This is a genomic window from Micromonospora mangrovicola, from assembly GCF_047200535.1.
Classification (GTDB): domain Bacteria; phylum Actinomycetota; class Actinomycetes; order Mycobacteriales; family Micromonosporaceae; genus Micromonospora.
Window position 1 is genome coordinate 1 of sequence record NZ_JBJZOG010000030.1, and the last position, 23696, is coordinate 23696.

Consider the following 23696-nt stretch of genomic DNA (forward strand, 5'->3'; position numbering starts at 1 on the left):
CCCCCCCCCCCCCCCCCCCCCGGGCCCCGGTCAGGGCAGCAGGTCGCGCACCACCGCGTCGGCCAGCAGCCGGCCGCGCAGGGTGAGCACCGCCCGGCCGGCCGCGTACGCGTCGGCGGCCAGCAGGCCGTCGGCCCGGGCGCGGTCGGCCGCCGCCCGCCCGGCCTCGTCCAGCACGTCCAGGGGCAGGCCGGAGGCGAGCCGCAGCCGCAGCATCACGTCCTCCATGTGCGCCTCCGCCGGGGTGAGCACCTCCCGGGCCAGCCCGGGTGACTCCCCCGCCGCCAAGCGCTGCGCGTACGTGCTGGGGTGCTTGACGTTCCACCAGCGCACCCCGCCGACGTGGCTGTGCGCCCCGGGGCCGAGCCCCCACCAGTCGGCACCGGTCCAGTAGAGCAGGTTGTGCCGGCACCGGGCCGCCTCGGAGCGGGCCCAGTTGGAGACCTCGTACCAGGAGAAGCCGGCCGCGTCGAGGGCGGCCTCCGCGGCCAGGTAGCGGTCCGCCGCCACGTCGTCCGAGGGGTACGGCAGCTCACCCCGGCGCATCCGCCCGGCCAGCCGGGTGCCGTCCTCGACGATCAGGGCGTACGCGCTGACGTGATCCACCCCCGCCTCGACCACCCGGTCCAGGGAGGCGGCGAAGTCCTCCGCGCTCTCCCCCGGGGTGCCGTAGATCAGGTCCAGGTTCACGTGGTCGAAGCCGGCGTCCCGCGCCTCCAGGGCGGCGGCGGTGGCCCGCCCGGCGCTGTGCCGCCGGTCCAGGACCGCCAGCACCCCGGGCGCGGCGGACTGCATGCCCAGCGAGATCCGGGTGTACCCGGCCGCCCGCAGGGCCTTCAACGACTCGGGCGTGACCGACTCCGGGTTGGCCTCGGTGGTCACCTCGACGTCGGCGGCCAGTCCCCAGGTGCGGTCGATGCCGTCTAGGATCCGGGCCAGGTCGTCGGCGGGCAGCAGGGTCGGGGTGCCGCCGCCCACGAAGACGGTGTCCACCCGCGGCGGCGGGGTGTCCCCCAGTACCCGACCGGCGAGGGCCAGCTCGGCCAGCACGGTGTCGGCGTACGTCTCCCGGCTGGCCCCGCCGCCCAGCTCGGCGGCGGTGTACGTGTTGAAGTCGCAGTAGCCGCAGCGGCTGGCGCAGAACGGGACGTGCACGTACACCCCGAAACCGCGCGCACCGACGTCGCGGCGGGCGGTGGCGGGCAGCGATCCGTCGCGCGGGACGGTTTCGCCTTCTGGAAGAGCGCCGGGCATGGCCACTAGTGTGCCCGGCATGACCTCTCCGGACGCTCTCGTGCGGGTCGCCACGGCCCGTGGGGTGACCACCCTCACCCTGGACAGCCCGCACAACCGCAACGCGCTCTCCACCCCGCTGATGACCGAGCTGCTGGCCGGGCTGGCCGCGGCGGTCGCCGACGACGCGGTCCGGGCGATCGTGCTGGACCACACCGGCCCGGTCTTCTGTTCCGGGGCGGACCTGAAGGAGACCGCTGCCGCGTACGCCAGCGGGACGGTGCCCGCCGGGATGCTCGGCGATGTGCTGGTCGCGGTCCGGGAGTGCCCGAAGCCGGTGCTGGCGAAGGTGGCCGGGCCGGCCCGGGCCGGCGGCCTGGGTCTGATCGCGGCGGCCGACCTGGCGGTCTGCGCCCAGGAGGCGACGTTCGCCTTCACGGAGGTCCGGATCGGGGTGATCCCGGCGGTGATCTCGGCGACCGTGCTGCCCCGGCTGCACCCGCGGGCCGCCGCCGAGCTGTACCTGACCGGCGACACCTTCGACGGCCGGCGGGCCGCCGAGATCGGCCTGGTCACCGCGGCGGTGCCGGCGGACGGGCTGGACGCCGCCGTGGACCGCTACTGCGCCTCGCTCGTGAAGGGCGCGCCGACGGCCCTCACCGGGACGAAGGAGCTGCTGCGCCGGCCGGCCGCCACCGACCTGCGCGCGGAGATCGCCGAGTTGGCCGCCCTGTCCACCGGGTACTTCCTCTCCGAGGAGGGCCGGGAGGGCGTCCTCGCGTTCCGCGAGAAGCGACCGGCCCGCTGGGTGCCGGCCCCCGAGGGCGGGGTGGCGGAGAGCGCGGGCTAGCAGCGCCGGGCCTGCGGGCCGTGGCGGGGCGGTGACGGAGCGGGAGGCAGCCGGTCGGACGACCCGATCCGCCCATCCGGACACGTACGCTTGCAGACTGTCGGGACAGGAGGTGCGGGTGCGAACCAGGGCGGCAATCGTGGCGGCCGGTGTTGCAGTGTGTGTGCTGGCGCTGCTCGGCGTGTGGTTCGTCGCCAAGCAGTTCGGGAACCAGCTCCGGCTTCCGATGGCGAGCCGCACCTGCACCGTCCAGGCCGACGGGCGGGTCGTGCTCGGCGCCGACCAGATGGCCAACGCGGCCACCATCGCGGCCATCGGCATGCAGCGGCGGATGCCCGAGCGGGCCGTGGTCGTGGCGCTGGCGACCGCCTACCAGGAGTCGCACCTGCGCAACATCGCGCACGGTGACCGGGATTCGCTGGGCCTGTTCCAGCAGCGCCCGAGCCAGGGCTGGGGCACGCCGGAGCAGATCCGCGACCCGCGCTACGCGGCCGACAAGTTCTACTCCTCGCTGCGCAAGGTCAAGGGCTGGGAGAAGATGCGAATCACCGAGGCCGCCCAGCGGGTGCAGCGCTCGGCCTATCCCGAGGCGTACCAGAAGTGGGCGGACGAGTCGGAGGTCCTCACCCGCGCGCTGCTCGGTGACGCGACCGGCGCGGTGGCCTGCACGGTCGGGCCGACGCCGACGATGCGCGGGCCGGCCGCCGCGACCGCGCTGGTGCGGAACCTGGCCCTGGACTGGGGCCTGCCCGGCCTGACCGCGCCGACCGACCTGACCGACTTCACGGTCCCGGCGACGGACACCCGCGACGGCTGGCGGTACGCCCACTGGCTGGTCTCGCACGCCGACGACCACGGCGTGAAGCGGGTCCGCTTCGGCGACCTGGAGTGGACCGCCGAGCACGGCACCTGGGACAGGGTGAAGAACGACGGCGCACCGACCCAGGTGCTCGCGGAGGTCTTCGCCGCGACCTGACCCGGCGGCAGCCGGCCCGCGGACGGCCACGGGCCGGCGTCGAGGACCGCGCGGGCCGCTCAGGCGGGGGCGACGCCGAGGCGACGGCGGGCCTTCTCCCGGATCGGCTCGGGCAGCTCCGGGACGTCGAGCAGCGCGGGCAGCAGCCCGGGCTCCAGCGTGGTGGCCCGGAACACCTGACCGATGGTGACCCCGTGCGCCGGGCGGTCCACCACCTCGACCGGGTCGCCCGCGCCGACCTCACCCTCCCGCAGTACCCGCAGGTACGCCCCGGGCGCCGCCCGCACGGTGAACCGCCGGATCAGGTCGGGCACGCCCCAGAACCCGGCGAACGTGGTGCACGGGGTGCGCGGCTTGGTCACCTCCAGCAGGGCCCCGCCGACCGCCCAGCGCTCACCGATCACCGCCCCGGTGACGTCCACCGCGTACGTGGTCAGGTTCTCGCCGAAGGCGCCCGGTCCGATCGCCCGGCCCAGCTCGGCGGCCCACCAGCCGGCGTCCTCCTCGGCGTACGTGTAGACGGCCTGGTCGGGCCCGCCGTGGTGGGCCCGTTCGCCGATGAAGTCGCCGGTCAACCCGCCGGACCGGACCACCACCCGGCCGCCGGCCGGCCGCTTGTCGATGCCGCTGCGGCCGCTCGCGTCGCCCGCCCATTCCGCCTCGGTCACCACGCCGAGGTTCACCGCCGCCAACCTGCCCGTCACGACGCCCAGCCTAGTCCTCGCGGCCGGTCGTTCGCATATCCGGAAAGTACTTGCCAATCAGGAAAGTGAGCGATTTACTTTCCAAGTAGGCAAGTACTCGCCTCGCCCTCAAGGAGGACGTCATGTCCGAGCCGACCGTCTCCCCCGCCGCGGCCGCCGACGCGCTCGCCGAGATCCACGCCCGCCGCGACCAGGCGGTGACCGCGAGCCTCGTACCCGCCTGGTACTGGCCGTCCCTCGGCGGGCTGGTGGTGGCCTTCACCGCCGCTGCGGAGACCCACCGACCGTGGGTGGTCGCGGTCGGCTCCATCGGGTACGCGGTGGGCCTGGCCGCACTGATCTCCCGGGTGGTGCTGCGACACCGGGCGCAGGTGCGCCACTCGCTGCTCGGCGCCCGCGGCGCGTTCGGCATCGTCGGCTATGTCCTGGTGCTGGTGGCGCTCGGTCTCGGCGCCGGCTTCGCCGCCCAGGCGGCCGGCCTACGCTGGCCGGCCACCGTCGGCGCCGCGGTCACCGCGCTGGTGATGGCGCTGAGCGGCCCCCGCCTCATGGGGTACCTTTGCGGCGTGATGACCGCCCGGCCGATCGGCGACGGCCGGTGAGCGCGCCCCGGTTCGACGAGCTGATCCACGCGCCCACCCGGCTGTCCCTGGTGAGCCTGCTCGCCGCCACCGACTGGGCCGAGTTCCGCTACCTGCGGGAGCAGTTGGGGCTCTCCGACTCGGCGCTGTCCAAGCAGATCGGCGTCCTGGAGCAGGCCGGCTACGTCGAGGTGCGCAAGAGCTTCGTGGGCAAGCGGCCGCGTACCTCGGTCCGGCTGAGCCGGCGGGGGCGCGGCGCGTTCGACGGGCACGTCGCGGCCCTGCAGGAGATCGTTGCCCAGGCCGGGTCGAGCGTGCTGCCCGGGAGCTGAGGGGGCCGGGCCTGACCGGCCCCGCCCCCGGCCCGGCGGTCAGCCCTTGACCGCCCCGGCGACCAGGCCGGAGACCATCCGGCGCTGGACCAGCAGGAAGAACGCGATCACCGGCAGGGTGAACAGCGTCGAGGCCGCCATCACCGAACCCCAGGCGGTGTCGTCCCGCCCGAAGAAGAATGTCATCGCCACCGGCAGGGTGTACTTGTGCTGGTCGTTGATGAAGGTCAACGCGAAGATCAGCTCGTTCCAGGCGGTGATGAAGGAGAAGATGCTGGTTGCCACGAGCCCGGGGGCGACCAGCGGGAAGAGGATCCGGCGGAAGGTCTGGGCCCGGCCGGCGCCGTCGATGGCCGCCGCCTCCTCCAGTTCCTTCGGCACCGCGGCGACGAAGCCGCGCAGCATCCAGACCGCGAACGGCAGCGAGAAGCCCAGGTACGTCAGGATCAGGCTGGGCAGGGTGTTGTAGAGCCCGAGCCGCTGGATCATCAGGAAGAGCGGGATGACCAGCGCCTCCAGCGGGATCATCTGCACCACGAGCAGCAGAATCAGGAAGGTGGTGCGCAGCCGGAACCGGAACCGGGCCACCGCGGTCGCGGCGAGCAGCGCGACCAGCCCGCTGAGCAGCACGGTCGACCCCGCGACCAGCACGCTGTTGAGGAAGAAGTCGGTGAACGTCACGCCCGGGATGAGGTTGCCGGTGAGAATCTCCCGGTAGTGCTCCAGGGTCGGCCGCTCCGGCAGCGGGCGCGGGGTGGCCGAGAAGATCTCCCGGTTCGGCTTCAGCGAGGTGGTGACCATCCAGTAGACCGGGAAGGCCGCAAAGAGCGCGACCAGCAGGCCGGCGGCGTTGAGGGCGATTTTCTTCACGACTCGTCCTCCTGCCGGAGCACCATGCGGACGTACAGGGCGGTCACGATGAGCAGGATCAGCGTCAGGATGACCGCGATCGCCGACCCGAGGCCGTACTTGGGCGGCGGCGAGAACGCCTCCGCGTACGAGTAGATCGACAGCATGAAGGTCGAGCGGTCCTGGGTGCCGCCGGCCAGCACGAACTGCTGGGTGAAGACCTTGAAGTCCCAGATGGTGGAGAGCACCACCAGGATGCCGAAGACCGGGCGCAGCATCGGGAAGGTGACCGACCAGAACACCCGCCACGGGCCGGCCCCGTCCACCCGGGCGGCCTCCTGGAGCTCGCTCGGCACGCTCTTCAACCCGGCCAGCACGCTCACCGCAATGAACGGGAACGAGTGCCAGACCACCACCAGCGTCAGGATCGCGAAGAACAGCAGCGGGTCGTTGAACCAGCCGTAGCCGGTCCAGTCACTGCGCCCGAAGAGGGTCGTGGAGAGCCCGTCCGGCAGCGCGTTGAACAGCCAGGTGACCAGGCCGCTGGTGTCGTCGAAGAGCCACTTCCAGACGATCGTGCCGGTCAGCGCCGGGGTGGCCCAGGCGAGCATCACGCAACTGGCCACGAAGGTGGCCATCTTCTTCCCGAGTCGGTTGAGCAGCAGCCCGACCAGGGTGCCGAGGATCATCGTGAGCGCCACGTTCGCCACGGCGAAGAGCACGGTGTTGCGCAGCACCGTACGGAAGAACGGGTCGCCGAGGATCTGCGCGTAGTTGGCCAGGCCGACCCAGGGCCACTCGCGGTCCCCCCGTAGCTGCCGGACGTTGTCCAGCTTGTAGAAGGACATCATCACGACCTGGCCGAGCGGCCAGAGCAGCAGCACCGCGATGATCGCCAGGCAGGGCAGGAGCAACAGGTACGGGAGGCGGTCCGGACGGCGGCGCCGCCGCGCGGGGGTCTCCCGCGCGGCGGCTTCGCCGGTGGCCTCGGTCAGCGTGGTCACTTGGCGTTGAGGATGCTTTCCATCTCGGTGGCCGCGTCGGCGGTGGCCTGCTCGACCGTCTTCTGACCCTTCATGACCGAGCTGTTCATGGCCTGGGTCACCGTCTTGGTCCGGCTGACCTCGACCCACTTCGGGGTGAGCGGGGTCAGCTTGGTGTTCTGCATGGCCGTGCCGAACGCGGCCATCACCTTGTCGTTGGCGTAGTCGCCGCCGCTGACCAGGTCCTTGTAGACCGGGAAGAAGCCGAGGCTGCTGGCGAACTCCTGATCCTTCTGCTTGCTCAGCAGCACGGTCATGTAGTCCCAGGCCAGGTCCTGCTTCTTGCTGTCCTTCCAGAGGGCGATGTCGGAACCACCGGCGAAGGCCGGGGCCGGCTTGCCGTCCGGGCCGGGAATCGGGAACGTGCCCCAGACCTTCTCGATGTCCGGGTTGTCCTTCTTCATCGCTCCGCCCTGCCAGCTACCGGCGAACGCCATGGCCGCCTTGCCGGTCGCGAACTGGGTGCGGGCGTCGACCTCGTTCCAGGCGGCGGCGGCCGGCGGGGCGACCTTGTGCACGGTCACCAGGTCGGTCCAGAACTTGACCGCCTTCTGCGCCTCCGGCGTGTTGTAGCCGGACTTCCAGGTGTCGCCCTGCTTGGTGGCGATCTCGCCGCCGGCGGCCCAGAGGAATGAGTAGAACGGCAGCTCGGAGTTGCCGGGCAGGGCGATGCCGTAGGTGTTCGGCTTCTTGGCCTGGACGGTCTTGGCCACGGTGACCAGCTCGTCCCAGTTCGTCGGCGGCTGCACGCCGGCCTCGGCGAACCAGTCGGTGCGGTAGTAGACGGCGCGCACGCCGGCGTACCACGGGACGCCGTACTGCTTGCCGTCGAGCTGGGCGTTCTTGACCAGGTCGGGGAGGATGTCCTTCCCCTCGGTCCAGCCGTTGAACCGGTCCGTGACGTCGGCGAGCGCCTCCTGGGCCGCCCAGCCCTGGGTCTCGGTGTTGCCCAGCTCGGTGACGTCGGGGCCCTCACCGCCGGCGAGGGCGGCCTGGAACTTCTTCGGCGCCTCGAGCCAGGGGATGTACTGCACCACCACGTCGGTCTCGGGGTGCTTCTTCTTGAACTCCGCCTCGACGCTGTCGAGGAACTTGGTCTGGGCGTCGCCGCCCTCACCCATCATCCAGACCGTCAGCTTGCTGTTGTCCGCGGCCTTGTCGTCATCCCCGGAGCCACCGCAGCCGGCCAGCACCATCGCGGCCGAGGCCACGAGGGCGGTGACCGGAGCCAGCCGCTTCCACCTGTTCACGCCATATCTCCCTCGCGCCGTTTGGCACTAACCTTCTCCGCCGCACCTTAGTAGGAAAATTTCCTTTACAACAGGGGGTACTCACGACGGTGGGGCGAGGCGACCGTATCGCAGCCGGCCGCCCGGCCGGCAGGGGTGCTGTCCGGGCAGGTCAGGGCGCAGGCGCCAGCGGGCGCCCGACCGTGAGGTCGAGCGCCCGCTCGGCGTTTCGGGGGTGTGCGGGTCAGTAACGCGAGACGCTGCGCCGGCGACCCACGCCGGCCACCAGGGCCACGGCGATGGCGGCAACGACGACCTGCACCAGCAGTTCCATCCAGTCGACGCCGGCGGTCTCGGTCGCGATACCCAGGGCCCGGGCCAGCACCGTACCGAGCAGCGCGGCACCCACGCCGATCAGCATGTGCAGCCAGATCGGCATGTTCTGGCGGCCCGGAACGACCAGGCGGCCCAGCGCGCCGACGATCAGACCAACAATGAGCGCGGTGATGATGCCCGTCACGGTCATGGTCGTTCTCCTTTGCAAAGATGTGTCACACGGGGTCGTGTGTCTGCTGTTGTGACCGCTAATTTCCCGAGCGGCTGAAAAGCCAAACCGACTCCGGTGACGAACCGATTCGAACAGCTCCGACCTGCGCTTTCGCTCCGACTCTTCAGGTCCGCCCGGCGGCTCCGACCCGGAGGCGGCCGGCGCAGACGCCACTGTGGCCGGCGGCGGACCGACCCCGGCGCAGACGCCACTGTGGCCGGTGGCGGACCGACCCCGGCGCAGACGCCAGCGGGCGCCCGACCGTGAGGTCGAGCGCCCGCTCGGCGTTTCGGGGGTGTGCGGGTCAGTAACGCGAGACGCTGCGCCGGCGACCCACGCCGGCCACCAGGGCCACGGCGATGGCGGCCAGCACGACCTGCACCAGCAGTTCCATCCAGTCGATACCGGCGGTCTCGGTCGCGATACCCAGGGCCCGGGCCAGCACCGTACCGAGCAGCGCGGCACCCACGCCGATCAGCATGTGCAGCCAGAACGGCATGTTCTGGCGACCCGGAACGACCAGGCGACCCAGCGCCCCGACGATCAGACCCACCACGAGCGCAGTAAGAATGCCCCAGACGGTCACGGTCGTTCTCCTTTGAAGTAGGTTCACACCTTCTGTGTGGTTCCTGTCGTGACCGGTAAGTTCCCGACCCGTCGAAAAGCCAAACCGACTCATCTCGTGGCGCCGCCGCCCGCGCCGGACGCCGGTGCCTCGATTGCCCGCCGACCCCGGACGATCGCGCAGGTCGCGGGGTGCGGGCGGGTCAAGTGGCGGGCATCCGCGGCGACAAAAACTCATCCGCGGGGAGATGGGAAACGGCCGGCGCCCCGGGTCGGAGCGACCCCCGTCGGGGTCGCCGCGAGCGGGGCGCCGGCCGTCGCGGCGGCGTCCGGGCTTGCCTACTTCTTGCCGGCGGGCTTGCCGTCCCCCGAGTCGGAGGAGAGCGCGGCGATGAAGGCCTCCTGCGGGACCTCCACCCGACCCACCATCTTCATCCGCTTCTTGCCTTCCTTCTGCTTCTCCAGCAGCTTGCGCTTCCGGCTGATGTCACCGCCGTAGCACTTGGCCAGCACGTCCTTGCGGATGGCGCGGATGGTCTCCCGGGCGATCACCCGGTTGCCGATGGCAGCCTGGATCGGCACCTCGAACTGCTGACGCGGGATCAGGCTGCGCAGCTTCGCGGCGATCGTGGTGCCGTAGTTGTACGCCTTGTCCTTGTGCACGATGGCGCTGAACGCGTCCACCGGCTCGCCGTGCAGCAGGATGTCCACCTTGACCAGGTCGGACACCTGCTCGCCGGAGGGCTCGTAGTCCAGCGAGGCGTACCCCTTGGTGCGGCTCTTCAACTGGTCGAAGAAATCGAAGATGATCTCGGCGAGGGGCAGGGTGTAGCGCAGTTCCACCCGGTCGGCGGAGAGGTAGTCCATGCCGAGCAGGCTGCCCCGGCGACCCTGGCACAGCTCCATCACCGCGCCGACGTAGTCGTTGGGGGTGAGCACGGTGGCCCGCACCGTCGGCTCGTACACCTCGGCGATCTTGCCGGTCGGGTACTCGCTCGGGTTGGTCACCACGACTTCCTCGCCGTCCTCCTGGACAGCCCGGTAGACCACGTTGGGCGCGGTGGAGATGAGGTCGAGGTTGAACTCACGCTCCAGCCGCTCCCGGATGATCTCCAGGTGCAGCAGTCCGAGGAAACCGCAGCGGAAGCCGAAGCCGAGCGCCCCGGAGGTCTCCGGCTCGTAGGTGAGCGCGGCGTCGTTGAGCTTGAGCTTGTCCAGCGCGTCCCGCAGGTTCGGGTAGTCCGAGCCGTCGATCGGGTAGAGACCCGAGTAGACCATCGGCTTCGGGTCCTTGTAGCCGCCGAGCGGCTCGCTGGCCGGGTTGGCGTTGATGGTGACCGTGTCACCGACCCGGGACTGGCGCACGTCCTTCACGCCGGTGATCAGGTAGCCCACCTCGCCGACGCCCAGCGCGTCGGCCTTCTGCATCTCCGGGGAGATGACGCCGATCTCCAGCAGTTCGTGGGTGGCGCCCGTGGACATCATCTTGATCCGGTCGCGGGCGTTGATCCGGCCGTCGACCACCCGGACGTAGGTGACCACGCCGCGGTAGACGTCGTACACCGAGTCGAAGATCATCGCCCGGGCCGGGGCCTCGGCCTCGCCGACCGGCGGCACGAACTGCCGGACGATCTCGTCGAGCAGGTGCGGCACGCCCTCACCGGTCTTGCCGGAGACCTTGATGCAGTCCGCCGGGTCGCCACCGATGAGGTGGGCGAGTTCCTCGGCGTACTTCTCCGGCTGGGCGGCCGGTAGGTCGATCTTGTTGAGCACCGGAATGATGTGCAGGTCGTTCTCGAGGGCCAGGTAGAGGTTGGCCAGGGTCTGCGCCTCGATGCCCTGGGCAGCGTCAACCAGCAGGATCGCGCCCTCGCAGGCCGCGAGGGACCGGGACACCTCGTAGGTGAAGTCGACGTGGCCCGGGGTGTCGATCATGTTGAGCACTGCGGTCTCGCCGGCCCGGTCACCCTCCCGGATGGTCCACGGCATGCGGACGGCCTGGCTCTTGATGGTGATGCCACGCTCGCGCTCGATGTCCATCCGGTCGAGGTACTGCGCGCGCATCTGCCGGGGGTCGACCACGCCGGTGAGCTGCAACATCCGGTCGGCCAGGGTCGACTTCCCGTGGTCGATGTGGGCGATGATGCAGAAGTTCCTGATGCGCGCCGGTTCGGTGGCACCAGGAGCGTTCGCGCCGGGATCGAGCGTCGGTGGCACAGCGGTCCGTTCTGGTCGGCTGACGTGAGCGGGCCGGCGCGCCGCCGGCCCCCTCTATGCTCCCACGCCGTCCGGGGCGCGCCGGTGCTCCCCCGTCACTCCTCCGGCGGCTCGACGAAGAGGGCGGCGAGCTTCGGCAGCCGGCGCCGCGCCTCCTCCTCGTCGTCGAAGTCCCAGAAGTCGTTGAGGTCGGGCGCCGCGGCCGGCTCACGGACCGCCGGCAGGTCGGCCGCGGTCGCCTTCCGGTACGCCTCCCACGGCACCGCCAGCATGTCCTCGCACTCGAACTCCTCGCCGCTGAGCGCAGCGGCCCGGACCTGGGGCAGCTCGGCGAGGGAGTCCGGGTCGGCGACCGCCTTGGCGAACACCGCCCGGCCCTGGGTCATCAGCCAGCCCCGGAAGTACTCGAAACCGTCGTCCGAGGCACCCCCGTTGATCAGGTACGCCGCGCCCCACAGGTCGACCCGGTAGGAGGCGGCGAGCACCCGCCGCTGGTGCTCGGCGTACCCGACGATCTCCTCCGGGTCCCGCTCGGCGAGCAGGGCGACCGCCCGGGCGGCGACCGCGTCGGGCTCTCCCCCGCCGCCGGCCCGGGCGCGGTCGATCAGCTGCCAGAAGTCGTCGGTCCTCATGGCCTGGCAGTCTCGCAGACAGACCGGCGCTTCTCGCGGGGCAGCGGGAACAGCGCGGCAAGTCGCGGGTAACGGTGGGCCAGCTCGGCGGGATCGTTCACGTCCCACTCCTCGTCCACCGGGTCCGGCGAGCTGCGCAGCTCCACCCCTCGGGCCTCGACCACGTCGTCCAGGCCCCCTTCCTCGCCGGCGATCCGCTCGTACGCCTCGTCGGCCACGTAGTCCAGGCCCTCCCAGTCCGGCCACTCCTCGTCGGTCCAGTCCAGCTGGTGACGGCCGGCCAGCCGGCGTACCCAGGGCAGGTCGGCGAGCGCGTCCGGGTCGGCCAGCACCCGGTGGTACGCCTCCCGGCCCTGCCCGACCAGCCATGCCTGGAAGTAGAAGAAGCCGTCGTCGGAGCAGAGGCCGCCGCAGATCAGCAGGGCGGCACCCCAGTGTCGCCAGGTGTCGATCGGTCCCCGCAGCTCGTCCAGCCGCTGAACGAAGCCGACCGCCTCGGCGGCCGGCCGCCCGGCCAGCCGGTCGGTGAGCCAGGCCAGCCGCTCGTCGGGTGTGCCGGCGGCGGCCGACGCCTCGATGAGCGCCCAGAACTCGTCCGTGTCCACGTCGCGGATGCTGCCAGCGCGGTACGACAATGGCGGCTGTGCCCCGGATCTCCGTGCCCCCGGTGCCGTACGACGCGACGGCCGTCCGCTCCGGCTGGGCCGCGCTGCCGGCGGGGCTGCGGGGCGGGATCGCCGCGCGGCTCGGCGCGCCCCCGGTGGCGGTCCGGGTGGCCGGTGGCGGCTTCACTCGGGGCTTCGCCGCGGTGCTCACCGCGCCCGACGGCGACCGGATCTTCGTCAAGGCGGCGGCGCTGGACGGGCAGCGACACCTCGCCGACTGGTACTTCCACGAGGCGCGGATCCTGGCCCGGCTCCCCGCCGGCCTGCCGGTCCCCCGCCCGCGCTGGGCGCTCACCGAGGCCGGCTGGTACGCGGTGGCGCTGACCGCCGTCGACGGGCGGACCCCCGCGCTGCCCTGGGACCCGGCCGAACTGGACGCCGTTCTCGCCGGGTACGCCGAGGTGGCCGCCGCGCTCGCCGATCCGCCCGCGGAACTGGTCGCGCTCGGCCTGCCCCGCCTCACCGACCTGGCCCGCGACGACATCCTGTGGTGGGGCGAGGTGGCCGCCGGTCGCGAACCGACGCCGGAGCTGCCGGCCTGGGCCCCGCTGCCCGAACTGGCCGCGCTGGAGTCCCGCCTCCCCCGCTACGCCGACACCGGCGGGCTGGCCCACGGCGACCTGCGGGTGGACAACGTGCTGCTCGACGCGGACGGTCGGCCGTGGTTCTGCGACTGGACCTGGCTGTGCCACGGGCCGGCCTGGTTCGACCTGGTCAGCCTGCTGATCACCGGGTACGCCAGCGGCCTGGACGCGGACGCGGCCTTCGCCGGCCACCCGGCCGCGGCCGGCGCCCCGGCCGACGCGCTGGACGTGACGCTCGCCGCACTCTCCGGCTACCTTCTCACCGGCGCGGCGGCCGGAGCGTCGACCGCCTCGCCGCACCTCCGGGCGCACCAGCGGTGGAGCGGCGAGCAGGCGCTCGGCTGGCTCGCCACCCGACAGTCCTGGACCTGACCCGACGGCTCACTTGATCCACTCCGGATGCCGCAAGTGGCGCTATTCGAGGCCAGAGATACCGCCACATTCCGCAGATCGAGTGGATCACGGCCGACGCCGCTTGGCCCGGGCCCGGCGAGGCCGGCGCGGCAGGCCCGGCGAGGCCGACGCGGCCGGCGGTCCCTGGTCGGCCGGCCGGACCAGGGCCGCCCAAGCCGTTTTGGCTCGTCCCGGGCCGACCTGGTAACCTGGCTCTTCGCGCGGCGATGACGCATGCTCGTCGTGCGCGGAAGCAGACCAACCCGAGCTATCAAGACGAGGCTGTCGCGTGGCGAACATCAAGTCCCAGATCAAGCGCAACCGGCAGAACGAGAAGCGCCGGCTGCGTAACAAGTCGGTCAAGTCGTCGCTGAAGACCGCCATCCGGAGGTTCAACGAGGCTGCCGAGGCCGGCGACAGCGAGAAGGCCACCGCCCTCATGCGGGACGCCGCTCGCAAGCTGGACAAGGCTGCCAGCAAGGGCGTCATCCACGCCAACCAGGCGGCCAACCGGAAGTCGGCGATCGCCAAGCGCGTCGCCTCGTTCTCGGCCTGACGAGCGCACTTCAGACCTGGCCGGAAGCCCCGGGGCATCGCCCTGGGGCTTCCGGCTGTCTGCGTTCCCGGCCCCGTCCGCCTGCCGGCCCCCAGCCTGCACGCCCCCGACCTGCCGACCAAGCCGGCCTACGCGCCGCGCCCCCAACCTGCCGGGCCCCAACCTGCCGGCCCGCGGCCTGCCGGGCACTGGCCTGCCGGGCACTGGCCTGCCGGGCACTGGCGCCTGCACGATTCGCGAATCATCGGGGAACGCGCTGCCTCAGCCACGGTGGGAAGCGACAGTTTCCCGGAAGGTCCCCCGGCTCCTGTGTGCGCCCGACGGCCGGTGGGCGCGGCAGCGGGCCGGCCGTCGGGACGGTGAGTCAGCCAGCGGGGCGGTGGGCCGGTCAGCCGGGCGGGGCGGGCCGGGACCGGTCGGCCAATCGTTCGGCCTGGTCGGCCGGAGGTGCCGGGTCGCCGGGGCGGGTGGCGGGCAGGGCCGGGTCCCGGGCGGGCACCGCGCCGGGTAGCGCCCGGGCCGTCGCCGGCACCGGGGCCCGCCCGACGACCGGCTCCATCTGCCGGCGGAAACGCTCCCGTTCCTGCTCGGGCACCTGCGCCGCGGTGCGGATCACCAGCTCGGCGACCACGTCGTTGAGCTTGACCATCGCGGCCACCACGGCCGGTAGGACGAGCACCGCCCACCAGTTGACCAACTCGGCGAGGGCGAGCAGCACGGCGAGCGCCACCGACCCCTCGAAGAAGAGGAAGCAGAGCACCCCGCCCGGGTTGACGAAGCGCAGCCCCAGCACCCGGGCGTAGAGCGGCCGGTACCGCTCGTCGTCGCTCGGGACTGTCGCCCAGGACCGGGACCGGGTCACCGGCCGCTGCCCCGCCGGGCCGCCGCGACCGAGAACACCGCCCGCTCCAGCGCGTACGCCCGGTCGTCGGCGCCGCCCTTGACCGCCGCGTTGCACTCGGCGGCCGCCCGCATCGCCTCGACCAGGCCCTCCGGGGTCCAGCCCCGCCCCTGCCGCTGCGCCCGCTCGATCTTCCATGCCGGCATGCCGAGGCTGCTGGCGAGCTGGTAGGGACTGCCCCGACCGGCGGAGGCGACCCGGGCCACCGTACGGACCCCGTCGGCGAGCGCGTCGGCGATCGGCACCGGGTCGACGCCGACGTGCAGCGCCCAGCGCAACGCCTCCAGGGCGGCGGGGACGTCACCGACCATCGTCGCGTCGGCGACCGTGAAGCCGGTCACCTCGACCCGGCCCTTGTAGTAGCGGGCCACCGTGTCCGCCCCGATCCGGCCGTCGGTGTCCGCGACGAGCTGCGAGCAGGCGGCGGCCAGCTCCCGCAGGTCGGCGCCGACTGCGGCGATCAGCGCCTCGGCCGCGTCCTCGGTGCACCTGCCCCCGCTGCGGCGGATCTCGTCCCGTACGAAGGCAACCCGCTCCCGGTGCCCCTTGAGCTTGGCCGCCGGTACGACGGTCGCGCCTGCGGCGCGCAGCCCGTCGGCGAACGCCTTCCCCTTCGCCGCGCCGAGGTGCAGCACCACGAGCTGCACCTCGGGGTCCGGGTTCTTCGCGTAGTCCAGCAGCGCCGCGACCAGGTCCTTGCGGGCGTCCTGGCCGGACCGGAGCACCAGCACCCGCCGCCCGCCGAAGAGCGAGGGGCTGAGCATCTCGGCGATCTCGCCCACCGTCAGGGAACCGGCCTGGTACTCCCGGACGTCCACGTCGGGGTCGACGCTGCGGGCCCGGGCGACGGCTTCGGTGACCGCTCGCGTGGCGAGCAGCTCTTCGTCGCCGAGAACGAGCAGAATAGGGGGCAGGCTGGCGGGGGTCACGTCGCCCATACTCGCACGCGCTCCGACCGGATCGTGCCTGGTCATCGAGGGCTGTGACGGCACAGCCCGCACTCAGCGCAAATCCAGACATTTGATTCGATCCACCTGCTATCCCCACAAGACCGCCGGCCCTCGGCGCGGCCGTCCGGCGGCCCGGCCCGAGGCCCCGGGCCACCACCGCCAGCCCGTCCCCGTCGCGTACCGCGGCGATGTCGCCCGACGTGTCGGTCCGCAGCACCCGGGCACCGCCCCGGCGCAGCCGGTCCAGCAGGGCCGCGTTCGGATGCCCGTAGTCATTGCCCGCGCCCACCGACACCAGCGCGACGGCGGGCCGGACGGCGGCGAGGAAGTCCGGCTCCTGGTACGCCGAGCCGTGGTGGGCGACCTTGAGCACGTCGGCCCGGAGCGCAGCGCGGGGCCCGGCCTCCAGCAGGGCCCGCTGCTCCTCCGTCTCGGCGTCGCCGGCCAGCAGGATCCGCACCCCCGCCACGGTCGCGGCCAGCACCAGGGAGTTGTTGTTCGGGTCCGACCGGCTGCCGCGCAACGGGTGGGGCGGCCCGAGGACGGCGAGTTCCACTCCCCCGGCCCGCCAGCGCCAGCCCACCGGCACAGCGTCCAGCACCGCGCCCGCACCGCGGGCGGCCTCGCGTACCTGGGCGACGCCGAAGGGCGGTTCGGCCCACTGCGGGGTCACCACGCCCGCCACCCGCCGGCCCCGGAACACCCCGGCGATCCCGCCCACGTGGTCGGCGTGGAAGTGACTGACCACCAGCAACGGCACCTCGCGTACGCCGAGCCGGCGCAGGCATCCGTCCACGCCGGACGGGTCCGGGCCGGCGTCGACCACCACCGCCCGGCCGGCGGTGACCGGCAGCACCACCGCGTCCCCCTGCCCCACGGCGCAGGCCACCACCACCCAGCCGGGCGGCGGCCAGCCGGGCGCGAGCAGCCGGACGGGCAGCGTGCCGAGCACCACCGCGACCGCACCGACCGCGACCAGCCGGCGCAGCAGCGGTCGCCGGGCGGCGAACAGCACCACCACGGAGAGCGCGGCCAGCAGCAGGGCCCCGGTCATCCCGCCCGGCCAGGGCAGGGTCCCGGCGGGCAGCCGTGCTCCCTGCCCGGCCACCAGCACGAGCCACCGGGCGGGCCAGCTGCCCAGCCAGGCGGCGAACCCGGCGCCCGCCGGCCAGACCGGCGAGACCACGGCGGCGGCCACCCCGAGCACGGTTGCGGGCGCGACGGCCGGCACCGCCAGCAGGTTCGCCGGCACCGCGACCAGGCTCACCGTCCCCGAGAGACCGGCGATCACCGGACTGCAGGCGAGCTGTGCGGCCGCCGGCACCGCGAGGGCCTCGGCCAGCCCCGCCGGCACGCCCCGCCGGCGCAGTGCGTCCCGCCACCCGGGGGCGAGCAGCAGCAGCCCACCGGTGGCGCACACCGACAGCGTGAAGCCGGCATCCGCGGCCAGCTCCGGGTCGACCAGCACCAGCAGGGTGACCGCGGCAGCGAGGGCGGGCAGCGCGGCCCGGGGCCGACCGGCGGCGAGCGCGGCCAGTCCGATCGCGCCCATCGCCGCGGCGCGGACCACGCTCGGGGAAGGTCGGACCAGGATGACGAACCCGACCAAAGCGAGCAGGCAGAGCCCGACGGCCGTCCGGGGACCGGCCCGGGCCCAGCGCGCCAGCAGCAGCACCGCCCCGACCACGATGGCGACGTTCGAGCCAGTGAACGCGACTTGGGGAGGTGCGTACAAGAACGGCCCCGGCAGGTGCTGGAACACCTGTTACCCGGGGCCTTGACGGACAACGGAGGTCCGCCCGCCCATGAGTGTAGCTGTGAAGCAAGCCCTGCTTGCGACCAAGGATCTCGGCAAGAACGAGCGTGCCGTGGCTATCGCCATCGCCGCTCACGCCAACCACGACGGCAACGCCTGGCCGTCGGTCGCCACCCTCGCCGAGTACGCCGGCTGTTCTGAGCGGACGGTACAGCGGGCGCTCGCGAAGCTGGTGCAGCTCGGTCGCCTGGTCGTGTCCAAGGTTGCCGGCATCGCCACCCGCGTCTACCGCCTGGTCCTCGGTCAGGGGGTGTCATCCACTGCGCAGGGGGTGACGAACCAGCCGGCCGGGGTGACAGATCAGGGCACCGGGGGTGACAGCCAGGGTGGCACCAGAAGTGTTGAAGACCAAGGGAAGTTGAAGAACCGCGCTGGCGCGCGGGACTGGCGTCGCTTCCTTCCCAAGAACAAGAACACCACCACCCCTCGCCCGGGCGGCTACCCGTACCCCGAGCGTCGCGGGGCGGCCCTGCCGCCTGTCACTGGCACCGATCAGTGCCCGAGGCACCGAGGCTCCCTCGCCCACAACTGCGGCCCCTGCCGCTCCGAGGCTCTGGCCGGTGGCCGATGACCGACACCGCTGCCTACGCCCTGGTCCTGGTCCTCACTGGCGGACCGCTCTCGATGCTCGCCCCGTTCGTCATCGCTCGCCGGCTGGTCGAGCGGCAGGCAGAGCAGGTCGCCACCCCCACCACCGACGCCACCCCCCGCACCGCCCGCAAGGAGCTGATCAGCCGATGACCACCGCCACGATCAACAGCGCGTACCCCCGCCCCATCGGTGACCTGCTCCCCGCTGCCCGGGACCTGGCTGACAGGCTCGGCGAGATCCCGTCGCGGAACCGGATCATGCGCGAGTTCAAGGTGGGTGCGCCCAAGGCTCAGGCTGTCCGCCTCGCCCTGATCGCCGAGCCCATCACCGAGCCTGCGGAAGTCGACACCGAGCCCGCCTCGGACCCGTGGGAGTACGCCGAGCCCACCACCGAGGCCACCCCGGTTTCGCCGGTACTGCCGGCCGGCACCACCCCGGTTCCCCTGATCCTGCCGACGGGCAAGGGCACCGAGCCGTCTGCCGAGGTCGACCCGGTCGGACACTCGCCGGTCACGACCGGCACCACCCCCGTTCCGAGCAAGCGTCGCCACCCGGCTACCTGGCCAGTGATCCTGATCGCCCTGCCCGCGTTCGTCGCGATCTGGTCCGGGTGGGTCGGACTCGGCGGACTCACCGGGTTCGGGGTGGTCCACCCGCTGCCCGGGATCGCCGACGGGTTCAGCCTGAACACCGCCATCACGCTCCCGATCGGCGTCGAGGTCTACGCCGCGTACGCCCTGCGGGTCTGGCTGTCCGGCACCGGGTCTCCCCGGGTGCGCCGGTTCGCCAAGTGGTCCGCCATCGGGTCTCTGCTGGTCGGTTCCCTCGGTCAGGTGGCGTACCACCTGCTGACCGCTGCCGGCATCACGTCGGCTCCCTGGTGGATCACAACCGCCGTCGCCTGCCTGCCGGTGGCGGTGCTCGGCATGGCGGCTGCCCTGGCTCACCTGGCCGGCGAGGAGGTCGAGCAGTGACCGAACTTGAGCGAGCGATCCGCCGGCTACGGCGCAAGCACACCGTGTCCCGGGTCGCCTACCGGTACCTGTCCGGTCGGCCGCTCGATGGCCGGGAGGGCTACCCCTACCGGCAGCACGGCAAGGGCAGGCTCGCCGGCTGGCAGCGTCAAGCCGTCCGCCTCGGGGTCCCGGTCGCAGCCGTCATGGCTGCGGCCTACCCCGGGCAGGCTGGCGGGATGCTCGGCACCGCCGTTGCCGTCACCGGCTGGCGAGTGCGTCGTCGCCTGACCATGCGCCGGTTCAACCGCGAGTACATCGCCCCGACGCTGGCTGCCCTTGCGCCGGCGATGGGTCTACAGACCGGCGTACGCCTGCACGTTGATCCCTCGCTTGGCAACCTCACCCCCCGGCTGGCCAAGCCGCTCAGTCCGGCTGAGACAGCCGTGCGTGCCTGGTACGGCGAGCACGTCGAGCCGATCATCCGGTGGCTTCCTGAGCGCGCTCAGCGGGCAGCGTGGGCGGTGCAGCGCAAGGCGCAGCCGGTCACCTCTCGGCTGGCTGTGTTCCGCCGGCCGGTCGACGGCGACCAGGGGCCGCGTATCGAGCTGGAGGCGGACACTCCCTACCTGACCAGAGAGCAGCGGCAGTTGGTCTCTTCGATCATCGGCAGCAAGATCCCGGTGTCTGACCTGGTCGAGTCCTGGCAGCAGGTCGGTCCGCGGGTAACGGCTACGTGGACGGTGCGTAGGCGTCCCCCGGCTCGGGTCGGTGTCGACCAGGTCGCCGAGCACCTGCCCCGGCTGGCTGAGTGGGAGTTCTACATCGGGCAGGGTGCAGGCGATCGACCGGTGACCCTGTCCCTGCGGGACGACTCTCCGCACATCGCCGTGTCTGCCGGTACGGGTGCGGGCAAGAGCGTGCTTGCCGAGCTGGTCGCCGTGCAGGTGCTCGCCCGAGGTGGCCGGGTGGTGATCCTCGACCGCAAGGGCTCGCATCGTTGGGCGCTCGGCTTGGACCGCATCGACTACTGCACCAAGCCGGCGCAGATGCATGACGCGCTCGTACGTCTGGCTGCACTCGCCGATGAGCGGAACACCCTCGCCCTGCACGAGCCGGAAAACTGGGACTGCGGTCCCCGCGTGCTGGTCATCGCCGAGGAGCTGAACGCCACCATCGGGCAGTTGGTGAACTTCTGGGCCGAGGTGCGCGGCAAGGGTGACCCCAAGCGGTCCCCTGCCGTGTCGGGTCTGGCTGACCTGCTGTTCATGGGGCGTAGCGCCAAGGTCAACGTGCTGGCGATTGCGCAGATGCTGACCGCTCGGGCGATCGGCGGACCCGAGGCGCGGGAGAACTTCGGCATCCGCTGCCTGGCTCGGTACACCGCGAACAACTGGAAGATGTTGGTTCCCGAGGCAGCCATGCCCCGGGCATCCCGCACCCTCGGCAGGTGGCAGATCGTGATCGGCGGACAGGCCACCGAGGTGCAGGTGGCGTACCTGTCGGCGAGCGAGGCTCGGCAGCTTGCTTGTCCCCGGTCCTCGGGGACATCCGAGGTCAGCGGCCTATCAAGCCCTGCCGGGGACTTCCTGACGCTGCGGCAGGCGGTAGAGGTCGGGGTGCTCCCGTGGAAGTTGGACGCCACCAAGAAGCGACTACAGAGAGGTGTCGGCGAGGTGCCCACCCCGAGGGGCAAGGACGGGAACGCCGACCTGTACGCGAGAGCAGACCTTGCCCGCTGGGCAGGGAGCGAGGCAGAGGAGAAGATTAGCCAGTGATCGAGACCGTGACCTACGCCAGCCACACCGCGCACCTTGACCCGATGACCGGAGAGGGGCTGTTGGTGCTTCCCCTGGTCGCCGACGACATCGAGCCGGTGGCCGGCGTGGTCAGCCTGCACGCTGCCGACTGGGATCACGCCATCGGGGATCTCGGCCGGCGCGGCTGGGAGCCGAGCGAGGATGACGGCGGCGGCCTGGTCCCCGTCGGCACCACGGCGAACGGGCGATCAGTCATCGGTCTGTACGGGCGAGAGCCGGTGATCTCTGCCCCGAGCATCGACCAGGCGGCCGAGGCGCTGAGGGATCTCCTCGCCGTCGCCCAGGTGGTCACCCAGTAGACCCCACCGACGGAGAAGCCCCGGCACCCATCACGGGTGACCGGGGCTTTCTTTGTCTACGCCTCCTCGTGGGTGAGCGCGTTCCGATGCAGCTTCGCCGAGTAGATCCGAGACTTGACGGTTCCCACCGGCACCCCCATCACCTCAGCCAAGAGGTCGATCGGCCGGACATGGAGGCCCGCGCTCTCCAGCTTCTGCAGAAGGTCGAGCAGGGCAGCGTAGTAGGTGTCAGGGTCATCCTTCGGCGAGGCCGGCATCTTGGCGACACCGTCTTGCAGCATCTGCCGCACATTCCTCTCAGAGATCCGCTGGACACCCTCTGGCAGAGCCAGCATCGCGATACGGCGCTCGATACGCCGTGCCACGCCAGTTGTCCAACCCTTGCGCCGCTGCGCGTCTGTGGCATCCGGGGACAGCTTCATCGTGACCTCGGTGGGGCCGTCGCTGGCTGGTCGATCGCCGATCACCTCCCAAGACACCGCCACATCCCAGCCGGACTCGGTGAACTTGCGGCTCGCCTTGACTGCTCTCGTCGTCGCCATGCGCCGATAAAACCATGTGACCAACCGACACTGCAAGCCGACCCGCCCAACCAGTCTGGTGGGACGTCTTGACAAGTCGGTTCATCAGATGTCAGAGTTGTAGGTGTGCCGCTGAAGCGGCAGCGGGCCAAGCAGCAGTCCAAGGCCAAGCGCGGCCCGCGCACAGGCAGGCGACCGGCGACCAGAGCCGGAGCAGACAACGACACAAGGGGAGGCGCGATGAGGACCCCGACCGGCGGAGTCACATCACGAGAGGTGCGTGATCAACCTGACCGACGAACTGCGCGACACGGCTCGGCGGATCGCCGAGGCTGCGCCAACCCTGACCCCTGACCAGCGAGCCCGCCTGCGTGGGCTGCTCAACGCGACTCACGACCAGGAGGTGACCCAGTGAGCGGTTACATGGTCGCCGAGTGGACGCGATCCGAGGGCTACTGCGATACCGGCATCCGTGCCGACACCTACGCCGAGGCCGAGGCTGCGGCTTCCCGTAGGCACAGCATCGAGGGACCGAAGTCGCGATACCTACCGATGTCCCTGCGACGGGGCATCGAGCTGGGAGTGGTCTGGGGTGGCGGAAGGTGAGCTTCCCCGGAACGTTCAGCCTGTCGGCTCTGGCCGAGGCGTACCGGCGAGCAGCCGAGGCGCACGCCTACTACTGCGAGTTGAAGCGCAAGGGTGACCCCGAGTCCGTCGAGGAAGCCCGGTACCTACTGCTCGGCTGGGGTGAGGTCTGGGAGCTGTTCGACGGAGTCGGCCTGCCGATCGAGCAGGACGAGGACGGCACCTGACGTGACGATCAACTTCAACGGTGACCCCTGGGGAGGTATGAACCAGGCGGCCGAGCGGCGGCGAGCCAAGGACCCGAGGCATCCTCTGGTCTACCGGATCGGGTTCGCTGCGATCGGTTGGGCCAACAACGTCGGGCACAGCCGGTTCGATGGGCTGACCTTGGCGCAGATCCTCGCTGACAAGAGGGGTGACGTGCCGGCCCGGCAGACCATCGCCAAGGCCATCCGCAAGGCCAAGGAGTTGGGGCTGATCGACCCTGACTCCACCGCTCGATGCTTGGTCGTCTCCCGGCGGGTCTTCCAACGGGGTGGCCGAGGGTCGTACACCTGCGACGAACACGGGATCTCTCGAAGCCAGCGAGTGCCGGGGTGAGTCCTGCGGGGACTCGAAGTGAGTCCTGCCGGGACTCGCGATACCGCCCCTGAACTGGGGAAACGCAAACGATCTCTCTACTCTTCTTCACCCTCCAACTCAACTCCTGACCGAGTACGACAGGCGCTCAGTCGCGACCTGCCCTGATCGGCCCGGTACGGGCCGGCTGCCCGGGCGACTGCGCGACGGCCGTCCCGGTGATCCGGCGGCGGCAAGACGAAGACGACCCGGGACGGGTCGACCACCAGGAACACCAGCAAGACCGAAGGTGCCCGCGAGAGCGGGCCATCGACAAGCGAAGGGAGGCCCATGAGGACCCGGACCAGCCGGGTCACCAAGCGGATGGGAGATCCGCCATCTTCAACATCAAGACCAGCGACCCCGAGCGCGACGAACATCGGAAGCGCGTTGCCGTCGCTCGGATCGAGCTGAGGGAAGCACAGCATCGGCTTGCTCTGGCCTCCGTCAACGTCTACCCGTTCACCTGGTCCCCCGAGATCGATGCCGCTGTCTCGGAGTTGTCTCGGGTGATGGTCGCCTACCGGACCACTGTGCGTGCCAGCAACCGCGCCAGCCGGGATTGGCGACAGGTCCAGCCGTGACCACGCCGCCGGGCAACTGACCCACCCCAACCAACCAGCACCACCCGGGAGACCGGGCACATCGGCGTGCCTGCCTCCCTCCCCCCTGTACCTGCGACACGCA

At 71.7% G+C, this 23696-nt stretch carries 28 protein-coding genes and 1 pseudogene; 15 read left to right on the plus strand and 14 right to left on the minus strand.

The annotated features are described in order from the left end of the window. Positions 1-30 precede the first annotated feature (30 nt). Positions 31-1254: a radical SAM family heme chaperone HemW gene (gene hemW / locus ACL02O_RS14620; protein WP_412818598.1), complete on the minus strand. Its 1224-nt coding sequence runs from the start codon at positions 1252-1254 to the stop codon at positions 31-33. A gap of 19 nt (positions 1255-1273) precedes the next feature. Between hemW and ACL02O_RS14625 the strand changes: the two genes are divergently transcribed. Next, positions 1274-2083, plus strand: coding sequence for an enoyl-CoA hydratase-related protein (locus ACL02O_RS14625; RefSeq protein ID WP_412818599.1), 810 nt, complete (start codon positions 1274-1276; stop codon positions 2081-2083). Positions 2084-2195: 112 nt separating this feature from the next. After that, on the plus strand, positions 2196-3059 hold the full coding sequence (locus ACL02O_RS14630; RefSeq protein WP_412818600.1) for a hypothetical protein: 864 nt from the start codon (positions 2196-2198) through the stop codon (positions 3057-3059). A gap of 59 nt (positions 3060-3118) precedes the next feature. Here the strand turns inward: ACL02O_RS14630 and ACL02O_RS14635 are convergent, their stop codons facing one another. Further along, positions 3119-3763 (minus strand): MOSC domain-containing protein, encoded by a 645-nt coding sequence (locus ACL02O_RS14635; protein WP_412818601.1) that lies wholly within the window; start codon positions 3761-3763, stop codon positions 3119-3121. A gap of 122 nt (positions 3764-3885) precedes the next feature. On the opposite strand from ACL02O_RS14635, the gene ACL02O_RS14640 reads away from it, so the two are divergent. Together ACL02O_RS14640 and ACL02O_RS14645 are read left to right on the plus strand one after the other, a co-directional pair. Next, positions 3886-4365, plus strand: coding sequence for a hypothetical protein (locus ACL02O_RS14640; protein ID WP_412818602.1), 480 nt, complete (start codon positions 3886-3888; stop codon positions 4363-4365). Next, on the plus strand, positions 4362-4676 hold the full coding sequence (locus tag ACL02O_RS14645) for a winged helix-turn-helix domain-containing protein (protein ID WP_412818603.1): 315 nt from the start codon (positions 4362-4364) through the stop codon (positions 4674-4676). The genes ACL02O_RS14640 and ACL02O_RS14645 overlap by 4 nt, the downstream gene beginning before the upstream one ends. A 39-nt stretch (positions 4677-4715) precedes the next feature. Here the strand turns inward: ACL02O_RS14645 and ACL02O_RS14650 are convergent, their stop codons facing one another. From ACL02O_RS14650 to ACL02O_RS14685, 8 genes are all read right to left on the minus strand, one after another. Then, positions 4716-5546: a carbohydrate ABC transporter permease gene (locus tag ACL02O_RS14650; RefSeq protein WP_412818604.1), complete on the minus strand. Its 831-nt coding sequence runs from the start codon at positions 5544-5546 to the stop codon at positions 4716-4718. Then, positions 5543-6529 (minus strand): carbohydrate ABC transporter permease, encoded by a 987-nt coding sequence (locus ACL02O_RS14655; protein ID WP_412818605.1) that lies wholly within the window; start codon positions 6527-6529, stop codon positions 5543-5545. Before ACL02O_RS14655 ends, ACL02O_RS14650 begins: the two co-directional genes overlap by 4 nt. Continuing rightward, entirely contained in the window at positions 6526-7818 is a 1293-nt protein-coding gene (locus ACL02O_RS14660) for a sugar ABC transporter substrate-binding protein (protein ID WP_412818606.1), read from the minus strand. Before ACL02O_RS14660 ends, ACL02O_RS14655 begins: the two co-directional genes overlap by 4 nt. A gap of 223 nt (positions 7819-8041) precedes the next feature. Then, entirely contained in the window at positions 8042-8323 is a 282-nt protein-coding gene (locus ACL02O_RS14665) for a GlsB/YeaQ/YmgE family stress response membrane protein (protein ID WP_412818607.1), read from the minus strand. A gap of 325 nt (positions 8324-8648) precedes the next feature. Further along, the gene (locus ACL02O_RS14670) at positions 8649-8930 is read right to left on the minus strand and encodes a GlsB/YeaQ/YmgE family stress response membrane protein (protein WP_412818608.1); all 282 of its coding nucleotides are present in this window, start codon (positions 8928-8930) and stop codon (positions 8649-8651) included. Positions 8931-9247: 317 nt separating this feature from the next. Next, positions 9248-11125, minus strand: a complete 1878-nt coding sequence (lepA, locus tag ACL02O_RS14675) for a translation elongation factor 4 (protein WP_412818609.1) — start codon at positions 11123-11125, stop codon at positions 9248-9250. A 95-nt stretch (positions 11126-11220) separates the two neighbouring features. Beyond that, positions 11221-11757, minus strand: coding sequence for a DUF4240 domain-containing protein (locus ACL02O_RS14680; RefSeq protein WP_412818610.1), 537 nt, complete (start codon positions 11755-11757; stop codon positions 11221-11223). Continuing rightward, positions 11754-12362, minus strand: coding sequence for a DUF4240 domain-containing protein (locus ACL02O_RS14685; protein ID WP_412818611.1), 609 nt, complete (start codon positions 12360-12362; stop codon positions 11754-11756). Before ACL02O_RS14685 ends, ACL02O_RS14680 begins: the two co-directional genes overlap by 4 nt. Before the next feature lie 29 nt (positions 12363-12391). On the opposite strand from ACL02O_RS14685, the gene ACL02O_RS14690 reads away from it, so the two are divergent. Then, positions 12392-13378, plus strand: a complete 987-nt coding sequence (locus tag ACL02O_RS14690; RefSeq protein ID WP_412818612.1) for a phosphotransferase family protein — start codon at positions 12392-12394, stop codon at positions 13376-13378. Between the two features lie 310 nt (positions 13379-13688). Continuing rightward, positions 13689-13955 (plus strand): 30S ribosomal protein S20, encoded by a 267-nt coding sequence (rpsT, locus tag ACL02O_RS14695; RefSeq protein WP_412818613.1) that lies wholly within the window; start codon positions 13689-13691, stop codon positions 13953-13955. A gap of 388 nt (positions 13956-14343) precedes the next feature. On the opposite strand, the gene ACL02O_RS14700 is transcribed toward rpsT, so the two are convergent. The 3 genes and pseudogenes from ACL02O_RS14700 to ACL02O_RS14710 all read right to left on the minus strand — a co-directional run. Then, positions 14344-14817, minus strand: coding sequence for a hypothetical protein (locus tag ACL02O_RS14700; RefSeq protein ID WP_412818614.1), 474 nt, complete (start codon positions 14815-14817; stop codon positions 14344-14346). Beyond that, a complete protein-coding gene (gene holA / locus ACL02O_RS14705; RefSeq protein WP_412818615.1) occupies positions 14814-15794 on the minus strand; it encodes a DNA polymerase III subunit delta in 981 nt (326 codons plus the stop codon). The genes ACL02O_RS14700 and holA overlap by 4 nt, the downstream gene beginning before the upstream one ends. Before the next feature lie 139 nt (positions 15795-15933). After that, positions 15934-17520 (minus strand): annotated as a pseudogene (locus ACL02O_RS14710) (ComEC/Rec2 family competence protein); the annotation flags it as partial. Positions 17521-17623: 103 nt separating this feature from the next. On the opposite strand from ACL02O_RS14710, the gene ACL02O_RS14715 reads away from it, so the two are divergent. The 5 genes from ACL02O_RS14715 to ACL02O_RS14735 are packed head-to-tail and all read left to right on the plus strand — an operon-like array spanning position 17624 to position 21285. After that, positions 17624-18193 (plus strand): helix-turn-helix domain-containing protein, encoded by a 570-nt coding sequence (locus tag ACL02O_RS14715; protein ID WP_412818616.1) that lies wholly within the window; start codon positions 17624-17626, stop codon positions 18191-18193. Beyond that, positions 18190-18363 (plus strand): hypothetical protein, encoded by a 174-nt coding sequence (locus ACL02O_RS14720; protein ID WP_412818617.1) that lies wholly within the window; start codon positions 18190-18192, stop codon positions 18361-18363. The genes ACL02O_RS14715 and ACL02O_RS14720 overlap by 4 nt, the downstream gene beginning before the upstream one ends. Next, positions 18360-19187, plus strand: coding sequence for an ABC transporter permease (locus ACL02O_RS14725; protein ID WP_412818618.1), 828 nt, complete (start codon positions 18360-18362; stop codon positions 19185-19187). The genes ACL02O_RS14720 and ACL02O_RS14725 overlap by 4 nt, the downstream gene beginning before the upstream one ends. Continuing rightward, positions 19184-20944 (plus strand): helicase HerA domain-containing protein, encoded by a 1761-nt coding sequence (locus ACL02O_RS14730; protein ID WP_412818619.1) that lies wholly within the window; start codon positions 19184-19186, stop codon positions 20942-20944. Before ACL02O_RS14725 ends, ACL02O_RS14730 begins: the two co-directional genes overlap by 4 nt. Further along, the gene (locus ACL02O_RS14735; RefSeq protein WP_412818620.1) at positions 20941-21285 is read left to right on the plus strand and encodes a hypothetical protein; all 345 of its coding nucleotides are present in this window, start codon (positions 20941-20943) and stop codon (positions 21283-21285) included. Before ACL02O_RS14730 ends, ACL02O_RS14735 begins: the two co-directional genes overlap by 4 nt. A gap of 56 nt (positions 21286-21341) precedes the next feature. Here the strand turns inward: ACL02O_RS14735 and ACL02O_RS14740 are convergent, their stop codons facing one another. After that, positions 21342-21827, minus strand: coding sequence for a hypothetical protein (locus tag ACL02O_RS14740; protein WP_412818621.1), 486 nt, complete (start codon positions 21825-21827; stop codon positions 21342-21344). A gap of 259 nt (positions 21828-22086) precedes the next feature. On the opposite strand from ACL02O_RS14740, the gene ACL02O_RS14745 reads away from it, so the two are divergent. The 4 genes from ACL02O_RS14745 to ACL02O_RS14760 all read left to right on the plus strand — a co-directional run bounded on the left by ACL02O_RS14745 (position 22087) and on the right by ACL02O_RS14760 (position 23593). After that, positions 22087-22221 carry a hypothetical protein gene (locus ACL02O_RS14745; RefSeq protein WP_412818622.1) on the plus strand — a complete coding sequence of 45 codons (135 nt, stop codon included), beginning with the start codon at positions 22087-22089 and terminating at the stop codon, positions 22219-22221. Between the two features lie 187 nt (positions 22222-22408). Continuing rightward, a complete protein-coding gene (locus ACL02O_RS14750; RefSeq protein WP_412818623.1) occupies positions 22409-22618 on the plus strand; it encodes a hypothetical protein in 210 nt (69 codons plus the stop codon). Between the two features lies 1 nt (position 22619). Next, complete coding sequence (locus tag ACL02O_RS14755; RefSeq protein ID WP_412818624.1) at positions 22620-22991, plus strand: hypothetical protein; 372 nt, start codon at positions 22620-22622, stop codon at positions 22989-22991. Between the two features lie 197 nt (positions 22992-23188). Next, on the plus strand, positions 23189-23593 hold the full coding sequence (locus ACL02O_RS14760) for a hypothetical protein (RefSeq protein ID WP_412818625.1): 405 nt from the start codon (positions 23189-23191) through the stop codon (positions 23591-23593). The last annotated feature ends 103 nt before the right edge of the window (positions 23594-23696 follow it).

What these genes read in the sequence shown, in the direction of transcription:
- ACL02O_RS14625 (WP_412818599.1), top strand. Translation starts at nt 1,274, where the DNA reads ATGACCTCTCCGGACGCTCTCGTGCGGGTCGCCACGGCCCGTGGGGTG.
- ACL02O_RS14740 (WP_412818621.1), bottom strand. Translation starts at nt 21,827, where the DNA reads ATGGCGACGACGAGAGCAGTCAAGGCGAGCCGCAAGTTCACCGAGTCC.
- ACL02O_RS14690 (WP_412818612.1), top strand. Translation starts at nt 12,392, where the DNA reads ATGGCGGCTGTGCCCCGGATCTCCGTGCCCCCGGTGCCGTACGACGCG.
- ACL02O_RS14725 (WP_412818618.1), top strand. Translation starts at nt 18,360, where the DNA reads ATGACCACCGCCACGATCAACAGCGCGTACCCCCGCCCCATCGGTGAC.
- ACL02O_RS14665 (WP_412818607.1), bottom strand. Translation starts at nt 8,323, where the DNA reads ATGACCGTGACGGGCATCATCACCGCGCTCATTGTTGGTCTGATCGTC.
- ACL02O_RS14640 (WP_412818602.1), top strand. Translation starts at nt 3,886, where the DNA reads ATGTCCGAGCCGACCGTCTCCCCCGCCGCGGCCGCCGACGCGCTCGCC.
- hemW (WP_412818598.1), bottom strand. Translation starts at nt 1,254, where the DNA reads ATGCCCGGCGCTCTTCCAGAAGGCGAAACCGTCCCGCGCGACGGATCG.
- holA (WP_412818615.1), bottom strand. Translation starts at nt 15,794, where the DNA reads ATGGGCGACGTGACCCCCGCCAGCCTGCCCCCTATTCTGCTCGTTCTC.
- ACL02O_RS14680 (WP_412818610.1), bottom strand. Translation starts at nt 11,757, where the DNA reads ATGAGGACCGACGACTTCTGGCAGCTGATCGACCGCGCCCGGGCCGGC.
- ACL02O_RS14720 (WP_412818617.1), top strand. Translation starts at nt 18,190, where the DNA reads ATGACCGACACCGCTGCCTACGCCCTGGTCCTGGTCCTCACTGGCGGA.